Below are 15687 nucleotides of genomic sequence, written 5' to 3'. Positions count from 1 at the left end.
TATTAAATTTTATCCACAACTAATAATAGAAAAACCCTCTGTTTTTAAACAGGGGGTTTTTCAACAAACTGAGAAAAAGGAATTATATAAAAATATAATTCCTTTTTCTATAGTAAGATAATTGTATCAGATTCACATTAAACATTTATCTCACTTTTTATATTTAAAGCATCTAGATTATCATTTATAATAGGTTCTACATATTCATTAATAAATTCAGTAACTTGACTTGGAGCTCTTCCCACAAATTTACTTGGATCTATAATTGATAAAATTTCTTCTTTGCTTAAATTGAAATAATCATCATTAATTATTCTAGTAATTAAATCATTATCTAAACCTTCACCTTTTACTCTTTGAGATGCATTCATAGAATGAAGTCTTATTCTTTCATGTAGCTCTTGTCTATCTCCACCTTTTTTTACAGCTTCCATCATTATATTTTCTGTTGCCATAAATGGTAGTTCGTTATTAACATGGCTAGATATAACTTTATCATAAACTACCATGTTTTCTGCAATGTTAATATAAAGATTTAATACACCATCTAATGCTAAAAAAGCTTCTGCAACTGATATTCTTTTATTTGCAGAATCATCTAATGTTCTTTCAAACCATTGTGTAGCAGCTGTTATAGCAGGATTTAAAGAGTTAACAATGACAGTTCTTGCAAGTGCACCAATTCTTTCGCTTCTCATAGGATTTCGTTTATAAGCCATAGCTGATGATCCAATTTGATTTTTTTCAAATGGTTCTTCTATCTCCTTCATACTTTGAAGTAGTCTTAAATCATTACTAAACTTATAGGCACTTTGCGCAACTTCTGATAACGTATTTAAAACTATAGAATCAACCTTTCTTGGATAAGTTTGCCCTGTAACCCCATAGCTTTTATCAAATCCCATTTTTTCAGCTACAAAGTTATCTAAAGCTTTTACCTTTTCCTCATCATCGTTAAATAAATTCATAAAGCTAGCTTGAGTTCCAGTAGTACCTTTTACCCCTCTAAGCTTTAATTTACTTAATAAGAAGTCTATGTTTTCTATATCTAAAACTAAATCTTGCATCCATAAAGTAGCTCTTTTCCCTACTGTTGTTAATTGAGCAGGTTGGAAATGAGTAAATCCTAATGTTGGCATATCTTTATATTTTTTAGCAAAATTACTTAGATGATATAAAACAGTTACTATTTTTTTCTTTATTAGCAATAAAGCATCTCTCATGATAATAATGTCAGTATTATCACCAACAAAGCAGCTTGTTGCTCCTAAATGGATGATTCCTTTAGCATCTGGACATTGTAAACCATAAGCATATACATGACTCATTACATCATGTCTAACTTCCTTTTCTCTAGCGATTGCTTCAGCATAATTTATATTATAAATATTAGATTTTAATTCTTCTATTTGACTATCTGTTATATTTAAACCTAAATGCTTTTCACCTTCTGCTAAGGCAACCCATAGCTTTCTCCAGGTAGAAAATTTCATATCATCTGAGAATATGTAGCTCATTTCTTTTGATGAGTATCTTGAATTTAATGGCGAATTATATAAATTTGTCATAACAGTACCTCCGAATATTTTTTACTATTAAACCACTATCATTCGTATTATATCATATTTTTCTTTATTTTGTTAGCATATTTTAAAAAAAATTTCATATTATATAATATGAATTATAAAAGGGGGATGGATATGTATAAGTTAAACATTTTAGATAAGATTTCTATAGTATTAGTTTTAATTGGAGCTATAAATTGGGGAATTATTGGAATACTAAATAAAAATATTGTTGCTATATTAGTTTCAAATTCCTATATACTATTAAGAATAATATATATAGCCATTTTTGTAGCAGCTATTAATCTAATTATCTTACCATTTAGATGTGGCATAAAAACTTTTAAAAATTAAAAATTAAATTTATAATACTGAATATATTACATAAAGATGTAAATAAAAAAAAGTGCTATAAGCACTTTTTTTATTATTAATCTTCTAATGTTTCTATTAACTTTGCAATTTCTTCAGCTGCAAGAGTTTCATCATCACCATTTGCAGTAACAGTGATATTAGCACCTTTAGTTACTCCTAATGATAAAACACCTATTAAGCTTTTTACATTAGCTTTTTTTCCGTTAAATTCGATGCTTACATCAGATTTGAATGATGAAGCCTTTTTAACTAATAAAGTCGCTGGTCTTGCGTGTAAACCAGTTCCGTTGTTTACTACTACTTCTTTAGATACCATTTAACACACCTCTTTACGTTTTATATATTATATAATTATATATCTAACGATTACATTATATAATGGATTTAAAAAAATTTCAATAGTAAACATTATGTTTATAGAATAAAAATTTGCTAATTTTACTTTTATCTATAAATTACCTTGGTTGAACTATTAATTTTATTGCAGTTCTTTCTTCACCATCAATTTCTATATCGGTAAAAGCTGGTACGCATACTATATCACGACCACTTGGAGCAACAAATCCTCTTGCTATTGCTATTGCCTTTACTGCTTGATTAATTGCTCCAGCGCCTACAGCTTGAATTTCAACTATATTTTTTTCTTTTATTATAGCTGCTAAAGCTCCTGCGACTGAATTTGGATTAGACTTTGTTGATACTTTTAATACTTCCATTTATATTTCTACCTCCTAAATTTAAAATCGTTTACATAAAATGAAAATGATTTCTTATAATATTAATATTCTATAAAAAGAAAAAAATTCCTTCTAAAATTCACAAAAAAAATAAAAAATTCATAAAAAAATAAAAAAATAAAAAAATACATTTAGTATTACTACGAAATGTATTTTTTTATTTTTCTATTATTTAGCAAAATCCACTGCTCTTATTTCTCTTATAACATTTATTTTAATTTGCCCTGGATATTCTAACTGTTCTTCAACACTTTTAGCTAAATTACGAGCTAATTCAATTGAACCTGCATCGTCTAATAGTTCTGGTTTAACCATGATTCTTATTTCTCTTCCAGCTTGAATAGCATATGACTTATCTACGCCTTCATAAGAATTGGCAATTTCTTCAAGTTTCTCTAGTCTTTTAATATAAGCTTCTAGTGTTTCTCTTCTAGCGCCAGGTCTAGCAGCTGATATTGCATCTGCTGCTTGAACTAATACGGCTTCTAAAGACATCATTTCTACATCACCATGATGAGCAGCAATTGCATTAACTATTAATGGTGATTCATGATATTTTTTAGCTAAGTCTCCACCTATTAATGCGTGAGGACCTTCTTGTTCTTGATCTACAGCTTTACCAATGTCATGTAATAATCCAGCTCTTTTAGCTAAATTTACATCAAGACCTAATTCAGAAGCCATTAATCCAGCCAAGTAAGCTACTTCAATAGAATGTTTTAAAACATTTTGACCATAACTAGTTCTATATTTTAGTCTTCCTAAAAGTCTTATAATTTCAGGATGTAAACCATGTACTCCTGTTTCTAGAGTTGCTTGTTCGCCTTCTTCTTTAATATCATTTTCAACATCTCTTGTGGCTCTTTCAACCATTTCTTCAATTCTAGCTGGATGTATTCTTCCATCTACAATTAATTTTTCAAGTGCTATTTTAGCTACTTCTCTCCTAATAGGGTCAAAGCTAGATAAAATAACAGCCTCTGGAGTATCATCAATTATTAAATCAACTCCTGTCAATGTTTCGAGTGTTCTAATGTTTCTTCCTTCTCTTCCAATAATTCTGCCTTTCATTTCATCATTTGGTAATGCAACAACATGAACTGTTGATTCAGATACATGATCTGCAGCACATCTTTGAATAGCAGTAGTAATTATTTCTCTAGCTTTTTTATCAGCTTCTTCTTTTGCTTTTGATTCAATTTCTTTAATCATTAAAGCTGCATCATGAGAAACTTCTTTTCTTACTTCGCCTAATAGAAGTTCTTTAGCTTCATCAGAAGTTAAAGTTGAAATTCTTTCCAATTCCTCTCTTCTTTTAGTAAATAACTGCTGAACATTCTCTTCCAATTGATCAATTTCTTGCAATCTCTTATTGATAGTTTCTTCTTTCTTTTCTAAAAGATCACTCTTTTTGTCTAAAGATTCCTCTCTTTGAAGAATTCTTCTTTCAAGCCTTTGAATTTCATTTCTTCTCTCACGAGAATCTCTGTCTAAATCATTTCTTAGTTTGTGAACTTCTTCCTTTGCCTCTAAAATAGACTCTTTCTTAGTTGCTTCAGCTTCTTTTTTAGCTTTTTCAACTAAATCTTCAGCTTCTTTTTCTAAAAGTAAAACCTTATTTTTTGTGGCTTTTTGTATAGCTTTGTATACGATATAACCGAATACTGCTAATAGTAAAATATCAACCAATATAATAGGTAATATTCTATCCAAACTAACACCTCCTCGCATAAACCTCTATTTAATTTATAATCTAATAGAAAACGTCTAGGTGTCATATTATTCTCACTATTCTATGAATATGATAAACCAGTATTTGTTATTATTTTACCTTAGAAACAAAATTATGTCAAGATTACTTAGAGTGTGATAAATAAAAAATGATATGTATTTTACATATCATTTTTTAAAAAGATTATTTTTCATCAGCTTTCTTAACTGCTTTAGGAGCAGTCATTAAAGGTAAGTTATATTTTTCTCTGATTTTATTTTCTATTTCTAAAGCAATTTCAGGATTATCTTTAAGATATTGCTTTGCATTTTCTCTTCCTTGTCCTAATCTTATATCATTATAAGAGAACCAAGCACCACTTTTTTGAACGATATTTTCTTTAACGCCCACATCGACTATATTACCTGTTCTTGAAATACCTTCATTATACATGATATCAAATTCAGCTTGTTTAAATGGAGGAGCTACTTTATTTTTCATAACCTTAACTCTTGTTCTATTTCCAACAATTTCATCTGCTTGTTTTATAGAATCAATTCTTCTAACATCAAGTCTTATAGATGAATAGAATTTAAGTGCTCTTCCTCCAGTTGTAGTTTCTGGATTTCCAAACATTACACCAACTTTTTCTCTTAACTGATTTATAAATATAACAACACATTTAGATTTATTAATAGTACCAGTTAATTTTCTTAATGCTTGTGACATTAATCTTGCTTGAAGTCCTACATGAGAATCACCCATTTCACCTTCAATTTCAGCTCTAGGAACTAACGCAGCAACAGAGTCAACAACTAATACATCAATTGCTCCAGAACGTACAAGAGCTTCTGCTATTTCTAATCCTTGTTCACCTGTATCAGGTTGTGAAACAATAAGATTTTCAGTATCTACTCCAAGGTTTCTAGCATAACTAGGATCAAGAGCATGTTCAGCATCAACAAAGGCTACAGCTCCACCAAGTTTTTGTGCTTCTGCGGCTATATGTAAAGCAACTGTTGTTTTACCAGAACTTTCAGGACCATAAATTTCAATTATTCTTCCTCTAGGAACACCACCTATTCCTAGTGCTATATCTAAATCAAGACAACCAGTGGAAATTGAGTCTATATTAAGCGTGCTATGTTCACCTAATTTCATTATTGAACCTTTACCAAATTGTTTTTCAATTTGACTCATAGCATTTTCGATTGCTTTTAATTTATTTACATCAATATTTGTCATAAAATTACCACCCTTCTTTATGAACATTTGTTCTTATAGTTAAGATTATAAATTATTATTGTAATATAGTCAACAAAAATTAAATTATAATATTAATTCACATTATAGTCTAAAAGTTCCAACTAAAATATTTAGAAGGAACTTTTATAATTATATCCATTATTTGTATGTTTTAATCTGTTATTTCATTGAAATTACATGCTTATTTTTAACAAAATAATCTATGCCAGACACTATTGTCATTAAAACAGCAATTATTAGTGCTATTTTAGGAGCATAAGCAAAGAAAGTTTTAACTATTTCATTATTATTAACCATATTACTTAAATAAGCTGTAGATTCAATATTTACTTGGAATAATAATAATAATATAGCTATTATTTGCGTAACTGTTTTAATTTTTCCCCACCAGCTTGCAGCGATTACTTTTCCTTCAGAAGCTGCTAAAGTTCTAAGTCCTGATACTGCAAATTCTCTAGCTATTATTACTACAGTTGCCCATCCTGGAATTAGGTTAAATTCAACCAATGAAATTAGTGCCGCTGTTACTAATAATTTATCAGCTAGAGGATCCATAAATTTTCCGAAATTAGTTATTTCATTTCTACTTCTAGCTATATATCCATCTAATTGATCAGTTAGTGATGCTATAATAAATATCAATGTAGCAATAATTGAACCATATGGTATGCCTTTTACTACAATGAATATTAGAAATATAGGAACTAAAATTATTCTAAGCATCGTTAATTTATTTGCTAAATTCATTAAAAACATCTCCTATTAAATCGTAGTCCATTACATCGGTTATTTTAACTTTAACTATATCGCCTATTTTTAAATTAGTATTCTTTTTAATAAATATAATACCATCAATTTCAGGAGACATTTCATAATTTCTTCCAATGTAATATTCTCCATTATTTCCATCTATAATAGTATCATAAATATTGTCGATTTTCAATTTGTTTTGTTCTTTTACGATTTTTCTTTGGATTTGCATTAATATTTCTTTTCTTTGTTCTTTTACATCATCTTCAACTTGATTATCCATTTTTGCTGCTGGAGTTCCCTCTTCTTGTGAATATGCAAATACACCAACGTTTTCTAATTTATAATCAGTTAAGAATTCTTTTAATTCGTTGAAATCTTCCTCTGTTTCACCTGGGAATCCAACTATAAGAGAAGTTCTTAAAGCAATTCCTGGAACTTTTTTTCTTAATAATTCAATCTTGTTTATTATAGTGTCTTTATTAGTTTTTCTAGCCATTTGTCTTAAGATTTTTGTACTTATATGTTGAATAGGTAAATCTAAGTATTTAACTACTTTTTTATTAGTAGCAATTTCTTCAATCAACTCATCTGTAATTTCTTCTGGATAGCAATAAAGTAGTCTAATCCATTCTATCCCTTCAACTTCTGAGATTTCTCTAATTAATTCATGTAGATTTTTTTTATTGTAGATATCTACACCATAATTAGTTAAATCTTGAGCTATAAGTATAATTTCTTTTACGCCAAAGTCTACTAACTTCTTTACTTCATTTAAGATACTTTCTTTTGTTCTGCTTCTAAATTTACCTCTTATTTTAGGGATTATACAGTAAGTACAAAAGTTATTACATCCTTCTGCTATTCTAACATATGCTGTATGAGTTTTAGTAGTAAGAATTCTTTCACCTTCATTGATTCCTTCATCAGTATAAGATGTTGATGATACTCTTCTTTGAGTTTTAATGAAATCTAATATTAATTTGTGTAGTTTCATATAGTCATTAACTCCCATAAGTATATCTATTTCAGGAATTAATTCTAACAACTCATCTCCGTATCTTTGCGTAAGGCAACCAGTTGCAATAAGCATTTTACAGTTATATTTATTTTTATATTCAGCCATTTCTAGAATAGTATCTATAGATTCTTGTTTTGCACTTTCTATAAATCCACATGTATTTACAATAATTATATCTGCTTCTTTAGCATTATTAGTTATTTCATAAAATTTATTGATTGTTCCTAATATAAGTTCTGAGTCTACTCTGTTTTTATCACAGCCTAAACTAACCATTCCAACTTTATATTTATTCAAAATATTTTCCTCCTAAGTGTATATAATAATAATTATTATTTTAATTTAACATAAGAATATTTACAAGTATTTTATATTAATCTCTACTATAAAGCTCTTCTTTACTTACTAATACCTGTCTTGGTTTGCTTCCATCTTTTTCTGAAATAATTCCACGCTCTTCTAAGTCCTCCATTATTCTAGAAGCTCTATTAAATCCTACTCTTAATTTTCTTTGAATAAATGAAGTAGATGCTTGTTGATATTCTACTACAATTTTAATAGCTTCGTCTAATAGTTCATCAGATTCACTATCTGATGCGACTTCTGTGGTATTTTCATTATTAATATGGTCTATTATATCATTTGAATAGTTAACCTCTTCATATGATGATTTTATGAAATCTACAACATTTTCTACTTCCTCTTCAGAAATAAATGAGCCTTGCACTCTTAATGGTTTATTTTCTCCTATAGGATTATATAGCATATCCCCTCTTCCTAATAATTTTTCAGCACCAGTTTGATCTAAAATTGTTCTAGAATCAATTCCTGATGAAACAGCAAATGAAATTCTAGATGGAATATTAGCTTTTATAACCCCTGTAATAACATCAACAGATGGTCTTTGAGTTGCTATAATTAAATGCATTCCTGCTGCTCTAGCCATTTGTGCTAATCTACATATATAATCTTCAACATCATTAGGACAGGCCATCATTAAATCAGCAAGCTCGTCCACAATCATTACAACATAAGGAAGCTTTTCATCTATTTCTCCTTTTTTATATAAGTTATTATAGGATTCAATGTTTTTAACTTTCATTTGCGAAAATAAATTATATCTCTTATTCATTTCATTTACTGCCCAATTTAAAGCACCAGCTGCTTTTTTTGGATCAGTAACAACTGGAATAAGAAGATGAGGTATACCGTTATATACACTTAACTCAACAACTTTAGGGTCTATCATTAGAAGCTTAACATCTTTTGGAGAGTACTTATATAATAAACTTATTATTAAAGTGTTAATACATACCGATTTACCTGAGCCTGTAGCACCTGCAATTAGCATATGAGGCATTTTGCTTAAATCACCAACAATACATTTTCCAGTAATATCTTTTCCAAGTGCAAATGCTAATGTTTTATCAGTATCTGTAAATTCTTTTGAATCTAAAACTTCTCTTAAAAACACAGGGGCTTGTTTCTTATTTGGAACCTCTATACCTATTGCCGCTTTCCCAGGGATGGGAGCTTCTATTCTTACACCATTTGCAGCTAGTCCTAAAGCAATATCATCTTGTAAATTAACAATTTTAGAAACTTTAACACCTGGACTAGGTTGTAGTTCGAATCTAGTAACTGAAGGACCTTTTGTTACTTGAATAACTTTAGCATCTACTCCAAAATTAGAAAGTGTTTCCTCAAGTTTATTAGCACTATCTATTAAATCTTTTTTATCCTCATTTTTTAATTGAAGTTTTGAATTTATGTTAAGTAAATCTACATCTGGGAAAATATATTTCTTTTCTGTAGTTTTTTCTAAAGAATTTAAGTTATCTTCAATTTCTTTATTTACCACTTCTTTATTTACTATATTTTTTGTTTCATAAAGCGTAGTATTAGTGGAAAAGGAAGAATTATTACTATTTTTCTCTTCAAAATAATCATCTGCATTTATATCTTGAAAATTTGAAAAAGTTTCTAAATTAGAATTTTTCATAAAGTCCAGTATTTCAATTTTATTATTTATATCATTAATATAATTACATTCTTCACTATCATCTAATTCTGAAGAGATATTCTTTTCTTTTTTTACTTTAGATTTTGATAATTTTTTACTTGGTTTAGGGTTTGTAAAATTATCCTTTAGTAGACTAGTAACGTTTTTGAATTTTATATATATATCATATAAAGTAATATCTAAGAATAATATAATACAAATTAAAATTAAAGTTATATAAACAATATAGCTACCAATAAACCCAGTTAGTTTATAGAGTGGATAAGTTATTAAATAAGCTAAAATTCCACCATGTAAAGATGTACTTGTATAAAATGATATTTTTTTTAATGTATTAGCAAAGTTTATAGTTTCTAGGTCACTAACAGCTTGATTAATATTTATCGTGCTACACAAAAGCCAAACAACTATAAAAAATATTGAAAGGCTAAAAAACTTTCTTGAATAAGTTGCTTTCCCCTTTGATTTTATAGTATTAATACCAAGACAAATTAAGAAAATAGGTATTGCATAAATAATTATACCTATAAGTGAGTAAAGAATTTTTCGTGTAAGAATGGATAAAATACCAGCAATGTTTGTATATGTTGAAAATGCTAATATAATACCTATAGAAATTAATAATATGGCCTTAATATCTCCCTGCATTTCGAAAGAAGACTGCTTGGGCTTATTCTTTCTTTTCTTCTTTTGAGTTGCCATTTTATCTACCTCCTTTTGTAAAAATATAATTGGAAATTATAGTATAATCATAGTATAGTACTATTTTAATATAATTTACAAATAAAAAGAAACTCCCAGAGGGAATTTCTAGTTATTTTTATTATCTGCATTATTTATTAATTCGTCAAGTTTATCTAATGCATCTTTTATACCACCAACTTGATTTATTAAACCACATTCAACAGCCTGTTCTCCTATTAACATAGTACCCATATCGTTTAATAGTTCATCTGAACGCAACATCATTCTTTCTAATTCATCTTTATCTATTTTAGATGTTCTAACAACAAAATTATTTATTCTTTCTTGCATCTTTTTGAAATAATGGAATGTTTGAGCTACACCTATAACAAATCCATTCATACGAACAGGGTGAACTATCATAGTAGCTGAAGGTGTAATAAATGAAAAGTCAGCAGAGGTTGCTAATGGAACACCTATAGAATGACCACCACCTATGACAATTGAAACAGTAGGTTTAGAAATTGAATTTATCATTTCAGCGATAGCCAAGCCAGCTTCAACATCTCCGCCCACTGTATTTAATACTATTAATATTCCTTTTACCTTATCATTTTGTTGCATTGATATCAATTGAGGTATTATATGTTCGTATTTTGTTGATTTAGTTTGAGGTGGTGACACAACATGACCTTCTATTTGACCTATTATAGGTAGTATTTGAATACTTTGATCATCACCACTAGAGTTTAATGTTCCAAGTTCTTTTATTTCTTTAAGTTTAGCATCTTCCTTTTTTTCTACTGATTCATCAGTTGTATTTTTATCCTTTTCTGGAACTTCTCCTTCAGAAGTATATTCAATATTTGAGTTATAGATATTATTTTGCATTATTAATTCCTCCTAATTATAGCTATATTTTATGTAGTAAGATATTAAAATAATCATTTTATACTAATTTCTTATATCTAAAACAATGGCATATTTAACATAACCATTATCATATGTACCTTCTATTATTAGTATTATTTTTTTATCAAGAGTAGGAACTTTAAAAGAACCTTTTTTTAATGAAATTTCTTCATTATTATTTTCGCCATATATGTATGTAGTTAATTTTTCAGGTTTTCTAGAAAATTCAAGATTAATAGTTTCACCTGGACGTACTTTTAAAGAAGGTTTTTTTAGTAAGGTATCATAATCTTCAATTATTACATTACTTACTGAATTTTCTGTATTGTTATTCTTTACAGTAAAGTTGTATTCGCATAAATATTTTGTAGAATGTTTTCCGCGTAAACGTACAATTAAGCTTGGAACAATGTTATCCTGTGCTTTTTTAGGAGTTTTATTTTCTTTGCTATTTGTAGTGTCTGGTGTAACTTCTGTGTCATTTTTATCTTTATTTTTTTCTAATTCTTTTAATTTAATCTGCTCTAGTCTTTGTTGATCAATAACTTTTCTTTCTTCTTTTAATTCTCTTTTTAAATCTTCTAATTTTTTATAATCTTTATTATTCTCATTAATGGATTCGGAATTTTGATCATTTTCATTAATAGGTTCTGCGTAAGGAGTTTGAAATAAAAATAGAACTGTGATTAAAGTTAATAGTATAGTTTTTACTTTTATCATATATATCACCTCTAAATGATAGTTCTAAATTATTTTTCCCTTTTAATTAAATTCTATTTATAAAAAGTTAATCAAAAAAAGTGCATCAAAAATTTGATACACTTTTGATGCACTAAAGTCTAGATTACCAGCAGCCTCCGCAAAAGAATAATAATATTATTATCCACCACCAGCCGCCACCGCAACCACCGTAGCCGCCGAATCCTCCGCAATTACCATAGCCACCGAATCCTCCGCAATTACCATAGCCACCGTAACCACATCCGCAATTATTTTGACCGCAGCAATTGCTAGGGCAACAACAGTTATTTTGACAACAGCAATTGTTTTGGCAACAGCAGTTTCTTCTACAACATTTTCGAGACATGTTACTCATCTCCTATCATTTGTACTTTAATATATTGTATTCATATTAATGATTTAAGGTGCTTTTTAATATTAAACTTTTAATAATTAGACATAATATCTAAAATTTGATAAAATTATGTATACAATCTTTAAAAAAAGAGGAGTGATTTTTTGAGTGGTAATAGAAATAGATTAGTTGCACCTAGAAATACGGTTAATACTAAAATGCTGTATTCATTTTATATATTAAAAGAACTATCCAAAGGAGAAACTGTATTTGGAAATAAAATATTAGAGGTTTTTAGAGAAAAATTTCAAAGTACTAATTTGCCATTTCCTGTTTCTTCAAGCACTATATACGAAACATTATATGACCTTGAAATTAAAGGTTATGTAATAAGTGAATGGGTTGGGAATGAAGTATTAAATAAAAGAAGCAAAAAGATATACCATATTACAGATGAAGGAATTCAATACTATAAAATGCATGTTGCCGACTATGTAGATAATTTAAAGAAAACTAAAAATACAATAGATGTTATGATTAATATGTTGATATAAAAAGAGTAAAGTTTACGAATTATATTTAAAACGTAAACTTTACTCTTTAATATATTGTTCATCTAAAGAACGTAACAAATTTCTATATCCTTCCTTCATAAGGGGATCACTATATAATTCCTTGAAACTAATATTTTCAATATCTTTATTAAGAATTTTTAAATAGTTATTACCGTAGATTTTTTTTAAAATACTAAAAAAAACACTTCTTATATATAAGTAGTTTGAATCAGTAAGTTTATCAATTTTACTTAGAGAAATATGAGCGTTATCAAGTATAGCATAAAATTGATATATGTAACTTAGTTCTTTTAATGAATAATCCTCACTTAAAGATGCGACTATTTTGTGATAATTACTATAAGCTGGAATAGTATAATGCTCTAATGGTTTTTCAGTATTCTGAAGATAGCGTATACTTTGATAAATTGCAGTACAAAAATCTAATCTTATAATATTTATATTTATGTGTTTTTCTTGTAATTTATATTTTTCTTGATAAGAAAAGTCTTGAACTTTTAACTTGTTTTGTTCATTTAATGAGAGTTTATTAATATACCAACTACAACAGGCTCCAATTACTGAACCAAGAATTAATCCACCAGATGAAATAAGAGCTGAAATTAAAGGCATTGACATTTTAAAACTCACCTCTTCATACTAAATTTTAATATCTATACATAATAATAGTATAATCAGAATGGATTAAAATATTATAACAAGAGTATAAAAAAGTGAGTTGTTAACTTCTTCTATTTTAGATTAGATTGATTAAGTTTTATTTTGAAAAGTTCTTCCTGCAATTCATTTATTTTATTATTTGCCTTTTGAAGTTCTAAATCCTTATTTTTTTCAATTTCTCTAATAGTATTATTATTCTTTTCATTTATTTCTAATATTCTGGAAGAGTTATCTAGTAATAAATTTTGAATTTTCTTATTTAATTCCTGATTATAATTAAGTAAGTTTTTGTTTTCTTCTTTTAATTCATTTAAAAGAATTTGATTTTTAACATTTTCTTTATTTGAATTATCCAATAATTGTTTATTATACTCATAATCTTGCAAGTTGCTTTCTAATTTTTTTATATAAGTTTTAAGTTCGGAAATTTCTTTTTGATAAATATCATTATCGTTAGAGAGTTTATTTAAAGTGTTTAAGTGAGTCTGTAAGCTTTGGATAATTTCACTTTTTTCTTTCAGTTCCTTTTCTACTGTTGTAAGTGCTAAATTCACTCGACTAAAACTATCTTTTACATCCTCTAATTCTTGATCTTTGGATATAAGGTTTTTTTGTATACTTTTAATCTCTTCCATTAGTTTTATATTTTCGTTTTGAGCTATAGAAATTACTTTATCTTTCTTAGTTAGTTCTTCTTGAATTTTACTTAAGTATTTTTCTTCTACGAAAGTAGCCATTTCTAAAGAATTTACAAAACTATTTTTTATTGAATCTAATAAAAAATTAAATTTATCTATTTCAGCTTTCCTATCAGTATATTTATTATCTGTAGATATAGTAAAAGTTTCATATTGATTCAATAATGCTAATACCATACTTTCAGCATCGGTAAACTTTGATTGTAATGTGTTTAATCTTTCTTTAGTAGATTTTTTTAATTTTAATCCTTTGGTTTCGATTTTATCTCCCTCTGTTAAATTTGAATTTACATTAGGATTCGTATCATTTAATGAATGTATATCCATATTATTATCTATATTTGAATTAATATTATCATTAAAACTTAAATTTTCTTGAGAATTATCTGTATTTTCCATTTTATTACTCCTATTCTATTCAAAACTTTGGTTAACCATAGTTAACTTAGTTAACTATGGTTAACTTGATGAAAATATTATAACATATTTTAAAAAGGATTTCTATGAAAAAAACTAAAAAAATACCATCAAAAAAAACTGCGTACAATACCGAATGTGCGCAGTTTTTTCTAAAAACATTGATATTACTAGGTTTGTATAGTATATTATTATTATAAAAATATAAAAAGCGCAGTTTGGATGTATGAAAAGCGCAGTTAATTTAAAAAGCATATTCGATTTATAGAAGAAAGGAAATTTTAAAATTATGTTAGATGAAGAAATGTTAGAAATGATGAAGTTCTATGAATTTTATAAAAAAATGAGAGCAAGTGAAGTTAATAGTGAGTTAACTTCAAATTTTACTGAAGATAGTATAAAAACAGAGGGAGCAATTAAAAATAATAATAATGCATCAAAAAAAGTAGAGGTAGAAGTAGAAAGTAATAATAATAATAATAAAGAAGAGAATAAAAAAAAGAATTATAAAGCAACAAGACCCCTAGAAGTTAAAGAATATGAACAAATAATTAAGTTGTGCAAGGAAGGATTTAGTTATTATGATAAAAAGACGGGACGTTCTAGAAAATTTAGACCTAATCCATCATTAGCATTTGCTTTGGCACTTCAAGCTACTTTAGGATTTAGAGCTTCAGATATAGTTAATTTAAAGGTTTCGGATTTCAATAGAAGTAAATTTTCTATTAAAGAAATAAAAACAGGTAAATGGCAAAATAGAGAATTAAATGATGCAATGTATAACAAATTATTAGAATATGCCATTAACAATAATTTAGATAAGGATGATTTTATTTATCCTAATAAAGTAAGAAACATGCAACAACAATTAAAAATAATAACTGATTATTTAGGATATAAAAACATTGGTACCCATTCATTTAGAAAACTTTTTGCTCATACATTATATGAAGAATCAGGACATGATATTGAATTAGTTAGACATGTATTAAATCACTCTGATATAAAAACAACTATGAGATATTTAGGGGTAATCATGAAAAGATTAAAGGAAATGAGCAACAAAATAGATTTCTCTTATGCACTATAAAAATAGTGGTTTAATATAATATGGATTAATATAATAAAAAAATGATTTAGTGAGACTGTAGATAATTTTGTGTAATATAGTTTCTTATAAATCAAATATTACTGGAAATTTTGATTTCCAGTAATATT

General features: G+C 27.3%; 16 protein-coding genes. 3 read left to right on the top strand and 13 right to left on the bottom strand.

The window, feature by feature from the left end:
- Positions 1 to 137: 137 nt before the first annotated feature.
- Positions 138 to 1568 (bottom strand): adenylosuccinate lyase, encoded by a 1431-nt coding sequence (gene purB / locus LPC13_RS15435; protein WP_040419282.1) that lies wholly within the window; start codon positions 1566 to 1568, stop codon positions 138 to 140.
- A 132-nt stretch (positions 1569 to 1700) separates the two neighbouring features.
- On the opposite strand from purB, the gene LPC13_RS15430 reads away from it, so the two are divergent.
- Positions 1701 to 1919, top strand: a complete 219-nt coding sequence (locus LPC13_RS15430; RefSeq protein WP_040419280.1) for a DUF378 domain-containing protein — start codon at positions 1701 to 1703, stop codon at positions 1917 to 1919.
- A 76-nt stretch (positions 1920 to 1995) separates the two neighbouring features.
- Here the strand turns inward: LPC13_RS15430 and LPC13_RS15425 are convergent, their stop codons facing one another.
- The 10 genes from LPC13_RS15425 to LPC13_RS15380 form a co-directional block, all read right to left on the bottom strand.
- A complete protein-coding gene (locus tag LPC13_RS15425) occupies positions 1996 to 2256 on the bottom strand; it encodes an HPr family phosphocarrier protein (RefSeq protein ID WP_005212908.1) in 261 nt (86 codons plus the stop codon).
- Positions 2257 to 2395: 139 nt separating this feature from the next.
- Positions 2396 to 2656 carry a stage V sporulation protein S gene (locus LPC13_RS15420; protein ID WP_005212907.1) on the bottom strand — a complete coding sequence of 87 codons (261 nt, stop codon included), beginning with the start codon at positions 2654 to 2656 and terminating at the stop codon, positions 2396 to 2398.
- A 189-nt stretch (positions 2657 to 2845) separates the two neighbouring features.
- The gene (rny, locus tag LPC13_RS15415) at positions 2846 to 4408 is read right to left on the bottom strand and encodes a ribonuclease Y (protein WP_005212906.1); all 1563 of its coding nucleotides are present in this window, start codon (positions 4406 to 4408) and stop codon (positions 2846 to 2848) included.
- Positions 4409 to 4592: 184 nt separating this feature from the next.
- The gene (gene recA, locus LPC13_RS15410) at positions 4593 to 5633 is read right to left on the bottom strand and encodes a recombinase RecA (protein WP_040419278.1); all 1041 of its coding nucleotides are present in this window, start codon (positions 5631 to 5633) and stop codon (positions 4593 to 4595) included.
- Between the two features lie 180 nt (positions 5634 to 5813).
- Complete coding sequence (gene pgsA, locus LPC13_RS15405) at positions 5814 to 6401, bottom strand: CDP-diacylglycerol--glycerol-3-phosphate 3-phosphatidyltransferase (protein ID WP_040419276.1); 588 nt, start codon at positions 6399 to 6401, stop codon at positions 5814 to 5816.
- On the bottom strand, positions 6385 to 7722 hold the full coding sequence (gene rimO / locus LPC13_RS15400) for a 30S ribosomal protein S12 methylthiotransferase RimO (protein WP_005212903.1): 1338 nt from the start codon (positions 7720 to 7722) through the stop codon (positions 6385 to 6387). Before rimO ends, pgsA begins: the two co-directional genes overlap by 17 nt.
- Before the next feature lie 76 nt (positions 7723 to 7798).
- Positions 7799 to 10150, bottom strand: a complete 2352-nt coding sequence (locus LPC13_RS15395; RefSeq protein ID WP_195245109.1) for a DNA translocase FtsK — start codon at positions 10148 to 10150, stop codon at positions 7799 to 7801.
- Positions 10151 to 10258: 108 nt separating this feature from the next.
- On the bottom strand, positions 10259 to 11023 hold the full coding sequence (locus tag LPC13_RS15390) for a ClpP family protease (protein ID WP_195245110.1): 765 nt from the start codon (positions 11021 to 11023) through the stop codon (positions 10259 to 10261).
- A 63-nt stretch (positions 11024 to 11086) separates the two neighbouring features.
- Positions 11087 to 11764, bottom strand: a complete 678-nt coding sequence (locus LPC13_RS15385; RefSeq protein ID WP_005212899.1) for a hypothetical protein — start codon at positions 11762 to 11764, stop codon at positions 11087 to 11089.
- A 124-nt stretch (positions 11765 to 11888) separates the two neighbouring features.
- Positions 11889 to 12131 (bottom strand): hypothetical protein, encoded by a 243-nt coding sequence (locus LPC13_RS15380; RefSeq protein ID WP_005212898.1) that lies wholly within the window; start codon positions 12129 to 12131, stop codon positions 11889 to 11891.
- A gap of 206 nt (positions 12132 to 12337) precedes the next feature.
- Here LPC13_RS15380 and LPC13_RS15375 point away from each other — a divergent pair, with 206 nt between their 5' ends.
- Complete coding sequence (locus tag LPC13_RS15375) at positions 12338 to 12673, top strand: PadR family transcriptional regulator (protein WP_051040671.1); 336 nt, start codon at positions 12338 to 12340, stop codon at positions 12671 to 12673.
- A gap of 39 nt (positions 12674 to 12712) precedes the next feature.
- Here LPC13_RS15375 and LPC13_RS15370 read toward each other — a convergent pair whose 3' ends face one another.
- Entirely contained in the window at positions 12713 to 13312 is a 600-nt protein-coding gene (locus LPC13_RS15370) for a hypothetical protein (protein ID WP_005212895.1), read from the bottom strand.
- Positions 13313 to 13425: 113 nt separating this feature from the next.
- Positions 13426 to 14451: a hypothetical protein gene (locus tag LPC13_RS15365; RefSeq protein WP_005212893.1), complete on the bottom strand. Its 1026-nt coding sequence runs from the start codon at positions 14449 to 14451 to the stop codon at positions 13426 to 13428.
- A gap of 307 nt (positions 14452 to 14758) precedes the next feature.
- On the opposite strand from LPC13_RS15365, the gene LPC13_RS15360 reads away from it, so the two are divergent.
- On the top strand, positions 14759 to 15559 hold the full coding sequence (locus tag LPC13_RS15360) for a tyrosine-type recombinase/integrase (RefSeq protein WP_234088982.1): 801 nt from the start codon (positions 14759 to 14761) through the stop codon (positions 15557 to 15559).
- Positions 15560 to 15687 lie beyond the last annotated feature (128 nt).

It is taken from the genome of Clostridium celatum (assembly GCF_021412605.1).
Classification (GTDB): domain Bacteria; phylum Bacillota; class Clostridia; order Clostridiales; family Clostridiaceae; genus Clostridium; species Clostridium celatum.
The sequence above is the reverse complement of the archived record's forward strand: the minus strand, read 5'-3'. Positions and strand labels throughout refer to the sequence as shown.

Bases quoted from the DNA above. Each gene is read 5' to 3' on its own strand.
- purB (WP_040419282.1), bottom strand. From the start codon at position 1,568: ATGACAAATTTATATAATTCGCCATTAAATTCAAGATACTCATCAAAA.
- LPC13_RS15430 (WP_040419280.1), top strand. From the start codon at position 1,701: ATGTATAAGTTAAACATTTTAGATAAGATTTCTATAGTATTAGTTTTA.
- LPC13_RS15425 (WP_005212908.1), bottom strand. From the start codon at position 2,256: ATGGTATCTAAAGAAGTAGTAGTAAACAACGGAACTGGTTTACACGCA.
- LPC13_RS15420 (WP_005212907.1), bottom strand. From the start codon at position 2,656: ATGGAAGTATTAAAAGTATCAACAAAGTCTAATCCAAATTCAGTCGCA.
- rny (WP_005212906.1), bottom strand. From the start codon at position 4,408: ATGCGAGGAGGTGTTAGTTTGGATAGAATATTACCTATTATATTGGTT.
- recA (WP_040419278.1), bottom strand. From the start codon at position 5,633: ATGACAAATATTGATGTAAATAAATTAAAAGCAATCGAAAATGCTATG.
- pgsA (WP_040419276.1), bottom strand. From the start codon at position 6,401: ATGAATTTAGCAAATAAATTAACGATGCTTAGAATAATTTTAGTTCCT.
- LPC13_RS15395 (WP_195245109.1), bottom strand. From the start codon at position 10,150: ATGGCAACTCAAAAGAAGAAAAGAAAGAATAAGCCCAAGCAGTCTTCT.
- LPC13_RS15390 (WP_195245110.1), bottom strand. From the start codon at position 11,023: ATGCAAAATAATATCTATAACTCAAATATTGAATATACTTCTGAAGGA.
- LPC13_RS15385 (WP_005212899.1), bottom strand. From the start codon at position 11,764: ATGATAAAAGTAAAAACTATACTATTAACTTTAATCACAGTTCTATTT.
- LPC13_RS15380 (WP_005212898.1), bottom strand. From the start codon at position 12,131: ATGTCTCGAAAATGTTGTAGAAGAAACTGCTGTTGCCAAAACAATTGC.
- LPC13_RS15375 (WP_051040671.1), top strand. From the start codon at position 12,338: ATGCTGTATTCATTTTATATATTAAAAGAACTATCCAAAGGAGAAACT.
- LPC13_RS15370 (WP_005212895.1), bottom strand. From the start codon at position 13,312: ATGTCAATGCCTTTAATTTCAGCTCTTATTTCATCTGGTGGATTAATT.
- LPC13_RS15365 (WP_005212893.1), bottom strand. From the start codon at position 14,451: ATGGAAAATACAGATAATTCTCAAGAAAATTTAAGTTTTAATGATAAT.
- LPC13_RS15360 (WP_234088982.1), top strand. From the start codon at position 14,759: ATGTTAGATGAAGAAATGTTAGAAATGATGAAGTTCTATGAATTTTAT.